8 protein-coding genes and 1 pseudogene are annotated in these 10,848 nt (G+C 64.3%); 3 read left to right on the top strand and 6 right to left on the bottom strand.

Annotated features, from left to right (window positions below; genetic code table 11):
• The 4 genes from dnaE to WBF82_RS23910 all read right to left on the bottom strand — a co-directional run.
• Positions 1 to 3,221, bottom strand: a 3,221-nt coding sequence (dnaE, locus tag WBF82_RS23925; protein WP_424385407.1) for a DNA polymerase III subunit alpha, incomplete at its 3' end; no start/stop codon positions are given.
• Between the two features lie 74 nt (positions 3,222 to 3,295).
• Positions 3,296 to 6,247, bottom strand: coding sequence for an RND family transporter (locus tag WBF82_RS23920; protein ID WP_424385406.1), 2,952 nt, complete (start codon positions 6,245 to 6,247; stop codon positions 3,296 to 3,298).
• Between the two features lie 62 nt (positions 6,248 to 6,309).
• Positions 6,310 to 7,101, bottom strand: a complete 792-nt coding sequence (locus WBF82_RS23915; protein ID WP_424385405.1) for an SDR family NAD(P)-dependent oxidoreductase — start codon at positions 7,099 to 7,101, stop codon at positions 6,310 to 6,312.
• Between the two features lie 18 nt (positions 7,102 to 7,119).
• Positions 7,120 to 8,136: an SDR family NAD(P)-dependent oxidoreductase gene (locus WBF82_RS23910; RefSeq protein ID WP_424385404.1), complete on the bottom strand. Its 1,017-nt coding sequence runs from the start codon at positions 8,134 to 8,136 to the stop codon at positions 7,120 to 7,122.
• 165 nt (positions 8,137 to 8,301) lie between these two features.
• Between WBF82_RS23910 and WBF82_RS23905 the strand changes: the two genes are divergently transcribed.
• Both WBF82_RS23905 and WBF82_RS23900 read left to right on the top strand, forming a co-directional pair.
• Complete coding sequence (locus WBF82_RS23905) at positions 8,302 to 8,709, top strand: group I truncated hemoglobin (RefSeq protein WP_424385403.1); 408 nt, start codon at positions 8,302 to 8,304, stop codon at positions 8,707 to 8,709.
• Positions 8,710 to 8,898: 189 nt separating this feature from the next.
• Positions 8,899 to 9,123 (top strand): dodecin family protein, encoded by a 225-nt coding sequence (locus WBF82_RS23900; protein WP_424385402.1) that lies wholly within the window; start codon positions 8,899 to 8,901, stop codon positions 9,121 to 9,123.
• Here the strand turns inward: WBF82_RS23900 and WBF82_RS23895 are convergent.
• Positions 9,120 to 10,292: an RNA polymerase sigma factor gene (locus tag WBF82_RS23895; protein WP_424385408.1), complete on the bottom strand. Its 1,173-nt coding sequence runs from the start codon at positions 10,290 to 10,292 to the stop codon at positions 9,120 to 9,122. The two genes, WBF82_RS23900 and WBF82_RS23895, sit on opposite strands and share 4 nt — an antisense overlap.
• A 22-nt stretch (positions 10,293 to 10,314) precedes the next feature.
• Entirely contained in the window at positions 10,315 to 10,695 is a 381-nt protein-coding gene (locus WBF82_RS23890) for a YciI family protein (protein WP_424385401.1), read from the bottom strand.
• Between the two features lie 72 nt (positions 10,696 to 10,767).
• Between WBF82_RS23890 and WBF82_RS23885 the strand changes: the two are divergent.
• Positions 10,768 to 10,848: pseudogene (locus WBF82_RS23885) on the top strand (SAM-dependent methyltransferase); the annotation flags it as partial.

The raw sequence follows: 10,848 nt of genomic DNA, 5'->3' as shown, positions 1-10,848 counted from the left end.
ACCACGGTGTCGTCGATGACGTCGGCGCCGAAAGCAGAGTAGGTGTGCGGAAAGAACATCACCTCGATGCCACCGGTAAGGTCCTCCAGTTGGGCTGATGCCCAAGGCATTCCGTTCTTGTTCACCCGCCGGTTCACCGACGCGAGGATGCCACCGACTTTCACCATGGTCTCGTTGGCGACGTCGCCGTCGAGGATTGCCGGGATCGCGGTGTCGACCTGGGTGGCCAGCAGGTGCGCGACCCCGTTGAGCGGATGCCCGGACACATACAGGCCCAGCATCTCGCGCTCCAGCGCCAGCTTGTGCTTGTCGTCCCATTCCTCGTCGGGAATCCTGATGGTGAACACTGCATCGGCGGCCGCTCCGCCGTCGTTCGGGTCACCGCCGAACAGGTCGAACTGTCCCATCGCTTCGGCCTTTTTGGTGCCCAGCACCGAGTCCACCGCGTCGGTGTGCACCAGGAACAGCCCTTTACGGGGGTGCTTCAGCGAGTCGAATGCGCCGGCTTTGATTAACGACTCGGTGACCTTCTTGTTGCACGCCGCGATGTCGACCTTGTTGAGGTAGTCGGAGAAGTCGGTGAACTTACCCTTGCCACTACGGGTATTGATCAGCGAGGCAACCACATTCGCGCCGACGTTGCGCACCGCACCCAACCCGTAGCGGATGTCGGTGCCGACCGAGGCGAAGTTCAACCCGGACTCGTTGACGTCCGGCGGCAGCACCGTGATGCCCAGTTTGCGGCAGTCGGCCAGATAGACGGCGGCCTTGTCCTTGTCGTCGCCGACCGAGGTCAGCAGACCCGCCATGTATTCGGCCGGGTAGTTCGCCTTCAGATAGGCCGTCCAATACGACACCATGCCGTACCCGGCGGCGTGCGACTTGTTGAACGCGTAGTCGGCGAACGGAAGGATGGTGTCCCACAACGCTTTGATGGCCTTGGCCGAGAACCCGTTGGCCTGCATGCCTTCTGAGAAGCCTTCGAATTCCTTTTCCAGCACTTCGCGCTTCTTTTTGCCCATCGCCTTGCGCAGAATGTCGGCTCGGGCCAACGAATAGCCGGCCACCTTCTGCGCGATGCGCATGATCTGCTCCTGATACACGATCAGGCCGTAAGTCTCGGCGAGGATGTCGCGCAGCGGTTCCTCGAGCTCGGGATGAATGGGCTTGATCGCCTGCTTGTTGTTCTTGCGGTCGGCGTAATCGTTGTGGGCGTTCATCCCCATCGGGCCGGGCCGGTACAGCGCGATCACCGCGACGACGTCTTCGAAGCCGGTGGGCTGCATGCGGCGTAGCAAGTCGCGCATCGGCCCGCCGTCGAGTTGGAACACCCCCAGCGTGTCGCCACGTCCGAGCAGCGCGAAGGTGGCGGGGTCGTCTAGCGGCACGGACTCAAGGTCCAGGTCGACTCCCCGGTTGGCTTTGATGTTCTCGATCGCGTCGCCGATGATCGTCAGGTTGCGCAGCCCGAGGAAGTCCATCTTCAACAGACCGATGGCCTCGCACGACGGGTAATCCCAACCGGTGATGATCGCGCCGTCTTGCGGCCGCTTCCACAGTGGGATCGCCTCGGTCAGCGGCTCACTGCTCATGATCACCGCGCAGGCGTGCACGCCGGCGTTGCGGATCAGCCCTTCCAGGCCGCGCGCGGTTTGGTAGATCGTTCGCACATCGGGATCGGTGTCGATCAGACCGCGAACCTCGGCGGCTTCCTTGTAGCGCTCGTGGTTGGGGTCGGTGATGCCCGACAACGGGATGTCTTTGGCCATGATCGCCGGCGGCAACGCCTTGGTGATCCGGTCGGCGATCGCGAAACCGGGCTGCCCGTAGTGGATTCGGGCCGAGTCCTTCAGCGCCGCTTTGGTTTTGATCGTGCCGAAGGTGATCACCTGGGCAACGCGGTCGTGTCCCCACTTCTCGGCGGCGTAGCGCACCATTTCGCCGCGGCGTCGGTCGTCGAAGTCGATGTCGATGTCGGGCATCGAGGTGCGCTCTGGGTTGAGGAACCGCTCGAACAGCAGACCATGCGGGATCGGGTCGATGTCGGTGATGCCCAGTGCATAGGCCACCAGCGACCCGGCGGCCGAGCCGCGGCCCGGGCCGACGCGGATGTCGACCGACCGCGCGTAGTTGATCAGGTCGGCGACGATCAGGAAGTAGGACGGAAAACCCTTGTCGCAGATGACTTCGATCTCGTATGCGGCCCGCTGCGCGTAGCCGTCGGGCATGTCGGCGCCGAACCGCCGGCGCAGGCCGGCGTCGACCTCGTGGCGCAGCCAGGACGCCTGGTCGTGCCCGTCGGGCACCGGGAAGATCGGCATCCGGTCGCGCGGCGTCCATACCTCGGCATAGGAGCTCACCCGCTCGCCGATCAGCAGGGTGGCATCGCAGGCCCCGGCAACCTGGCCATCCCAAATCGCGCGCATCTCCGCCGCGGACTTCAGGTAGTAGCCGTCACCGTCGAACTTGAACCGGTTCGGGTCCGACAACGTCTTGCCGGTCTGCACACATAGCAGCGCCTCGTGGTTGTGCGCGGCGTCGCGGGTGACGTAGTGGCAGTCGTTGGTGGCCAGCGGCGGGATGTTCAGCGTGCGACCGATTTCCAGCAGCCCCTCGCGGACTCGGCGTTCGATGTCGAGCCCGTGGTCCATCAACTCCAGGAAGTAGTTTTCCGCCCCGAAGATCTCCCGCCACTTGGCGGCGGACTCGAGCGCTTCGCGGCGCTGCCCGAGCCGCAGCCGGGTCTGCACCTCGCCGGAGGGGCAGCCGGTGGTGCCGATGATGCCGGCCGCGTGCTCGGCGATCAGCTCGGCATCCATTCTCGACCACTTGCCGAGCTGGCCCTCGAAGGACGCCAGCGACGACAGCTTGAACAGGTTTCGCAGACCGGTGGCGTTCTCGGCGACCATCGTCAGGTGGGTGTAGGAGCCGCTGCCGGACACGTCGTCGCTCTTCTGCCCCGGGTCGCCCCACAGGATTCGGCGGGTGTCAAAACGGGTGCCGGGAGCGACGTACGCCTCGACGCCGATGATCGGTTTGATATCGGCCGCCGTTGCCGCGTTGTAGAACTCGCTGGCACCGAACATGTTGCCGTGGTCGGTCATCCCGATCGCGGACATCTCCAGCCGCTGCGCCTCGGCCAGCATCGGCGCGATCTTCGCGGCACCGTCCAACATCGAGTACTCGGTGTGGTTGTGCAGGTGCACGAACGAAGGGTTCATAGGGACGCCAGTCTATGGCCGTGCACCGACGCATCTCCGGCGTGTCGCAGAGTGTGTCTTGCTGTGCTGCCAACTCACGAGCGAAGCGCGACGATCTCTGAATCGGTGCCACCAGCGATGTCGGCCTGCTTCTCCTGCCGGCCCGCACCCGCACCCTGAAGCTGCGCGGAGTCGTCCGGCGCGTCGGAGGCTGGTCCGGAATCGGTCGTTGGTGTCTGTTCTGAGCGCGGCGGTAACCGCGACGGCCACCAGTTCGCCTGTCCGACCAGCACGGCGATGGCGGGCACGGTGATGGTGCGCACCAGGAAGGTATCCAGCAGAAGCCCGGTCCCGATAATGAAACCTGCCTGCACCAAGGTGTTGATGCTGGCGAACAGCATCCCGAACATCGAGGCGGCGAAAATGACGCCCGCGGCAGTGATCACACCACCCGTCGAGCCCACCGTGTGGATAACCCCGGAGCGGATACCGTGTGGAGACTCATCGCGAAGTCTCGAGATGAGCAGCAAGTTGTAATCGGCGCCCATTGCGACCAACACGATGAACGTCAGTCCCGGACCGCTCCATGTCAATTGCTGGTGGAGGATGAATTGAAAGACGATGACGCCCAGACCAAGTGCCGACAAGTAGGAGACGACCACCGAAGCGATCAGGTATAGCGGCGCGACAATGGCACGCAGGATCGCGACCAAAATCAGGAAAACAATCAGAATGGTCATGCCGATGATGAGCCGGATGTCCTGGTTGTAATAAGCACGCGTATCTCGCAGCATCGCGGTGACTCCCGATACTGATATCGAGGCGTTGGCAAGCGTGGCATTTGGATGAGGTCCCCGAGCTGCATCGACGATCTTATGGATCTGATTCATGCCATCGGTGCCGAAGGGGTTGAGTTTCGTTTGTACCAAGTACCGCGCCGTGTGCCCGTCAGGCGAGATGAACGACGTCAGCGCACTGGTCAATCCTCCGGCTATATGTGTGGTTTGGTGGACCAGCGCCTTGACACCGTCGATGAGTTGCCGAATGGCTTCGGAGTACGTGTGCGCGTCGCGCTGCGGGTCGGGTTGGCGGTCCTTGGGGTCGGTGGGATCGCCGATGCCCATTGCTCGCAGGTCGTTTGCGGCGTCATCGAGTACTTGACGCATATTCCGCGCTGCCAACTCGATGGTCTTCGCATCTGGCAGGGACTGCAGCTTGTCAGCAAAACCACCGATCTTCTGCAGCGCGCCGCCATCGCTCGCGGTGGTAGCACCGACGTCCAGCACCGTCACCGGCGCGGCATTGAGGGTATTGGCGATCTCTGCGACGTCGAGGTTCAGGGCGAAGCCGAGTGCACGCACGGTGCTGACGAACATGGCGGCGTCCTCGGCTTCGTCGGCCGGTTTGCCTTGTTCGCCATCGTCGGGCGATCCGCTCTCGGTATTGGTCAGCGGGTAGAGCATGCCGGCGACGTTGGGGAACGCGTCAACTCCGCCGCCGTCTGAGTCGGCGTCCGTATTGCCCGCAAAAGCGGAACCGTTGGACGCGCCGTTGGCTGCGCCGCCAACCGCGGACGTTTGGCCTTTCGAGTTTCCGGTGGGAGGTGGGGCTCCTCGGATCGTCGCGATATCGGGGAGTTGCTTTACCCGTTGTTCCATCTGCTTCAGGTCGGCGAGGGCTGCTGGGTCGCGCAGGTCGCGTCGGGATTGGACGACAAGGTACTCAGGGATGGTGGCGTTCAACGGGAAATGTCGGGCCAGCGTGGCATATCCGACGGCGCTCTCGACAGACTTGGGAAGTGTTTTGCTGTCGTCGTAGTTGTAGTGGGCCAACGTCGCGCAGCCGGCCAGAACGACCAGCACTGTCAGGCTGGCGATCAGATGGGCCACGGGCCGGTGCACGATGCGTTCCCCCAAGCGCCGCCAAAAGTGGGCGGTGAGGTCGCGGCGTGGCTTGATCCAACCGCGCGGCCCGGCGAGGACCAGCAGTGCCGGAAGGAAAGTCAGGGCGGCCAGCAGCGCCACCGCAATGGAAATCGCCAGCGCCGGACCGATTGTCCTGAAGGCTCCCAAATGGGTGAAGCTCATCCCAAGAAAGGTGATCGACACCGTGGCCGCGGAACCGGCGATCACTTTGCCGATAGACGTCAACGCCCCCACGACTGCTTGATTCGACGGCACGCCGAGCCGCACAAAGTCGTGGTAACGGCTGATGAGGAACACGGCGTAATCAATGCCAGCGCCCGCCATCATCGTCGTCATCAACGTAATCGTCTGAGTGGTAACGCCTAAACCGAGTTCGGCGATGCCAGCCACAATGGCCTGCGCGGTCATCACCGATACGCCGATCGTTATCAGCGGCAACATCATGGTGACCGGATTTCGATAAATGACGAACAAGATGGTCAAGACCATGAGCACGACGGCGGCCTCGATCACATGCATATCGCGAATACCGATGTACATGAGGTCATCGCCGCTGGCTGCGGGGCCGGTCAGGTTTGCCGTCAGCGTGGACCCCGCGACGGTGTGTTTGACGATGTCGGCGACCCGGCCGAAGGCCGCGTGCAAGACCGGTGAACCCACGGCGCCGGAGATGACCATTGGCAGGTACCAGGCTTTGTGATCCTTGCTGGTCATGGCCTCGCGCAGGGCCGGAGTGGTGACAAAATCCTGGATCATGACGATGTCTCGAGTGTCCGGCCGCAGGTTGTCGGCCAGTGCGCGATAGGTGGCCTCGTCGGAGGGGTCCAATCCCGCATCGTCGGTCAGGACCACCAAAAGGACGTTCTCGTTCTCCGACCCCGACTGGTGAAACGCCTCGGATATCTGTCTTGTCGTGACCAGCACCGGGGCGTCGGACGGCAGGATGGCGACCGGCCGCTCGTTAGCCATTTTCGTCAGCGGTGGAAGCGTCACCGACAGTACGGCGGCGAGCGCGACCCAGAACCCGATCACGACCCATGGCCAGCGCACCACGAAGGTGCCTACCCGGCCGAACAGGCCGTTGGCTTCGGGCATGGTGGCTGCCTGCGCCCCCCGCGACATCCGGCTAGGTTACCGGCAATTTGCCCGATCGGCGGGTCTTCGGCACAGCGGGCCTTTCGCGCCTAGCCGCGTAATTTTCGGCCAATCCGCAGGGCGGGCAGCAGCACACTGCGCGGGGTGAACCGACCGCCGAGGCTGGCCACCTTCGGCACCAACCCAGGCACCACGCTGCGTTTACCGTCAACCATCCCCGCAATCGCGGCTTCGGCGACGTCATGCGGCGAGACCTGCGCGAACCCGATGTTGACGTGTTCTGCGTCGGCGATCTGCGCCCACTCCGTCGGCACCGGGCCCGGACACAACACCGTGCACGAAACGCCCGTGCCGTGCAGCCCCTCGTGGACGGCTTCGGAGAAGGTCTGCACGAAGGCCTTGGTGGCCGAATAGACCGCCATGCCCGGCAACGGCTGGAACGCTGCGATCGAGGCGATATTGAGCACCGCCCCGGCGCCGCGATCGACCATCCCGGGCAGCGCCGCATGGGTGAGCTCCATCAGCGCGAGCGCGTTGAGCGTGACTTGTTCGGATTCCCGCTCAAGCGGCAACGTGTGGAACACCCCGCTGGTGCCGAAGCCGGCGCTGTTGCACAAACCAGCTACCGGTTCGCTGCGCAACCGCTCAGCCAGCTTTTCCCGGGACCCGGTGTCGGACAGGTCGAGTGGCATCACGTCGACATCCACCGAGTATTGCGTGTGCAGCTCACCGGCGAGGTCGTCGAGGCGTTCCCGCCGGCGAGCGACCAGCACCAGCGGGTAACCGCGCCGGGCCAGACCGCCGGCCAGCTCGGTGCCGATGCCCGACGAGGCGCCGGTGATGAAGACGGCGGCCTGGTTGCTTGGTTTCGGAAGGCTCATCGATTGCTCACCTGTTTCCTACCAGTGGATTCCGCGGGTTGCCCGCACGAACGTTTCGCTTCTTGAATCGAATTCGTCTGTGCGACTGTCGGATTCGCCTCCTTTGGCCGCCGACGAGTCACTGAACATGCTGAATGCGCGGTTGCGCACCCGGTCCATGACGGCCGGGTTGAGAGCGTCCGCGACGGCAGCGAACTGCCCGAACGGTGAGCTGGCCCGGCGGGGTCGGTGCACGATCGCGTCGGTGATCACGCCGGCCGCTTGGTCGGGCGTGAGCGCGGGGAACTTGTCATACATCGTGGTCGGGCTGATCATCGGCGTGCGCACCAGCGCCATGTGCACGGTGGTGAACTTGATGTCGTCGCTGACCACTTCGGCTTGCAGTGCGTCGCAGAGGCTGTCCAACGCTGCCTTACTGGCGATGTATGCGCCGAACCGTGGCGCCCGGGTCTGCACGCCGACCGAGGACACGTTGATGATTTGCCCAAATCCCCGTTCCCGCATGCCCGGAATGAATTTGAGAATGAGCTGTACCGCGCCGAGGTAGTTCAGTTGCATCGTGCGCTGATAGTCGTGGATGCGGTCGTAGGACAGCGCCAACGAGCGCCGAATTGATCGTCCGGCGTTGTTGATCAGCATGTCGACGCCGCCGAGATCGGACAGCACCTTGTCGGCCATCTCGGCGATGGCATCCATGTCGGACAGATCGCACGGGTACACATGCGCGGTGCCGCCACTACTGCGGATTTCGTCTGCGACCTTTTCCAGTTTTTCCTGAGTTCGCGCGACCAGCACCACCTCGCCGCCGGCCTCGGCGATCTTCTTGGCGGCCGCTTCGCCGATGCCCGACGATCCGCCGGTGATCAGGGTGATCGTGCCGTCGACGGCATCGTGCAGTGTGCGGCCCTGCACGGCATCGAGCAGGTTACGTAGATAGAAGGGCCGGTATCGGCCGGCCGAATTCGGAGTGTTGACGAGGTTGGACACGGCGGCGAACGGCTTCTCGACGAGACCGGTCAGATCGCCCAGATTCATAGGTTTCTCGCTCCCCGTGGTGTTCTCTCCTGGATTCCTCACCGAGTCTTCACTACAACGGTCGAAGTTTTCGGTGATTCTCTGGCAATCGGCTTGTTACGAGGGGTAATCGCTCGGTGATGACGCTCTAACTGCCGGGCAACCGCGGGATGGTCCGCTATCGGCATGCGAATCCGCTCACCTTTCCGCAAGCCAAAGGCGGACACCATCTACGACCGGATCGGTGGCCGCCAAGCCCTCGAAGTCGTCGTCGAGGACTTCTATTGCCGTGTGCTTGACGACGATCACCTGGCGGGGTTTTTCGCCGGAACGAACATGAACCGGCTGAAGGGCAAGCAGGTCGAGTTCTTCGCGGCCGCACTCGGCGGCCCCGAGCCGTACATCGGCGCATCGATGAAGCAGGTCCATCAGGGTCGTGGAATCACGATGGATCACTTCAACCTGGTGGCCGGGCACTTGACGGACTCGTTGTCGGCGGCGGGCGTGCCCGAGCCGACGATCACCGAAATCCTCGGTGCCATTTCACCATTGGCCGCCGACATCGCATCGGATCACGCCACGGCCGACGTCTGATCGACCCACTCATGCTTCGCCGAGCGTGCTTCGGCTGCGAATTGTGTCGGCCTGGCTCTCGCGTCGACGACACGCTCGGCGAACCCCACAGTGACAGCGCGCCGTCCGATAACACGGCATAACAAGGGATTTCCAGACAGGCTCTACCACGTGCTCTACGTTGGTGTTCGTCAAGCTGAGGAGGCGGGCATGAGCGTGTACCGGGTCACCGAACTCATCGGAACGAGCCCCACGTCATGGGAGGACGCAGCGACCGAAGCTGTGCGGCGGGCGCAGCAGACCATCGAAGACATCCGTGTCGCCGAAGTCCTCGAGCAGGACATGGCGATGGACGAAACCGGTGGAATCACGTTCCGGACCAAGCTTCGGATCTCGTTCAAGATCCGGCCAGCCAATATGTCGGCAACCGGCTAGCGGGCGGGGAGGTTGTCGAGCTGGTCGTGTAGGTAGTCGGCCACGCCGCGATCGCCGGTGAGCTCAATCGCCCGTCGATACGCCAATCGGGCGTCGTCAACGCGCCCGGCTCGGGCCAGTAGGTGCGCGCGCGTCGTCCAGGCCGGCTGGAACCGCTGGACCGCCGGATCGGTGATCGTGTCCAGAGTATGCAAACCGGCGTCCGGACCGTCGATCTCGGCGTCGACGGCCGCCAGCGCGACCGCCCCACCCAACGACGGCGCAACCTGAAACAGAGCACGATGCAGGCGACGCAGTGCGGGCCAGTCCACCGGTCTGCTGCAGTGTGCCGACTGGATCGCCGCCTCGTATTGGTAGCGCCCCGGTCGACCAAAGCCGTGGGCCCGGCGCAGCAGCGCCTCGCCGCGGGCGATCAGCGCCGAGTCCCACAGCGCAGGGTCTTGTTCGTCGAGCGGCACGAACCCACCGTCGCCTTTGCGCCGGGCTGCTCGGCGTGACTCCGACAAGCAGACTAGCGCCGCCAAACCCAGCGCCTCGGGTTCGTCAGGAAGCAGCTCGACGAGCACCAGCGCAAGGTGAAGCGCCTCAGCCGACAGCGATTCGGTCGCGGTACCGGCCGCATGCCAGTCGATCGCATACGCCCCGTACACGGCCTCCAGCACGGCGGGCAACCGATCGTTGAGGTCGGCGCGGCCGGGCATAACGAACGGGATGCGGGTGTCGCGGATGCGGCGTTTGGCGCGTACCAGCCGCTGGGCCATCGTCGCGGGGGGTACCGCGAACGCCTCAGCGATCGCCGCGGCGTCCACACCGAGCACTGTCTGCAGCATCAACGGGGTGCGGCAGTTGGCGGCGATCGCCGGGTGAGCGCAGACCAGCATCAGCTCCAAACGCCGATCCGGAATGGCCTCGGCATTGAATTCAGTTGTATCGCATGGAATTTCGGATAGCGGGTCAGTCATCCGGTAGGCGTGCGATTTCCAGTGGTCGCGCAAGCGGTTACGTGCCACGGTGAGCACCCAGCCTTCCGGGTTGGTGGGAATCCCCTCGGTCGGCCAGCGGGTCAGGGCTCGCTCCAGCGCGTCGGCGATGGCGTCCTCGGCGGCGGCGATGTCGCCGTTGCGCGCGGCGAGCACCGCCAGCAGCCGGCCGTAGCTGGTGTGAACCAGCTCGGCTACCCGATCCCCCGTCTCACTCAGGGCTGTACCAGCCTTTGCCGCTGGCGTAGGTGACCGCGACTGGACGGATCTCGATCGACCCCCAGCCGGCGGCCGGGCAGCGCTTCGCCCACGCCAGCGCGGCGTCCAGATCGGGCACGTCGATGACGAATACCCCGCCGAGGCGCTCCTTGGTGTCGGCGAACGGGCCGTCCTGGACCGTGGGAGCGCCGTTGCGCGCGGTGAGCGTTGTCGACGCGACGGCCGACTGCAGCACCTGGGTGCCGATCAGCACACCCGCCGCGTCAAGGTCGTCGGCGTAGCGGGCGAACGCTGCGCGCGCCGGGGCCATGTCCTCCTCGGTCAGACCGATCTCGGGGCCTTCCTGATAGTGCATGAGCAGGCAGTACTGCATGGTGGTGTCCTTTCCGGCTCGATGATGTCACCTGAATGACGATCGAGACCCGGCCCGATCGACAATGCATACATGCCGCGAACATTCGAGGATTTGGTGACCGAGGCCGGCACTGCGCCGGTGGACGGCTGGGATTTCTCCTGGCTGGACGGC

Source organism: Mycobacterium sp., assembly GCF_049673265.1.
GTDB lineage: Bacteria > Actinomycetota > Actinomycetes > Mycobacteriales > Mycobacteriaceae > Mycobacterium.
The sequence above is the reverse complement of the archived record's forward strand: the minus strand, read 5'-3'. Positions and strand labels throughout refer to the sequence as shown.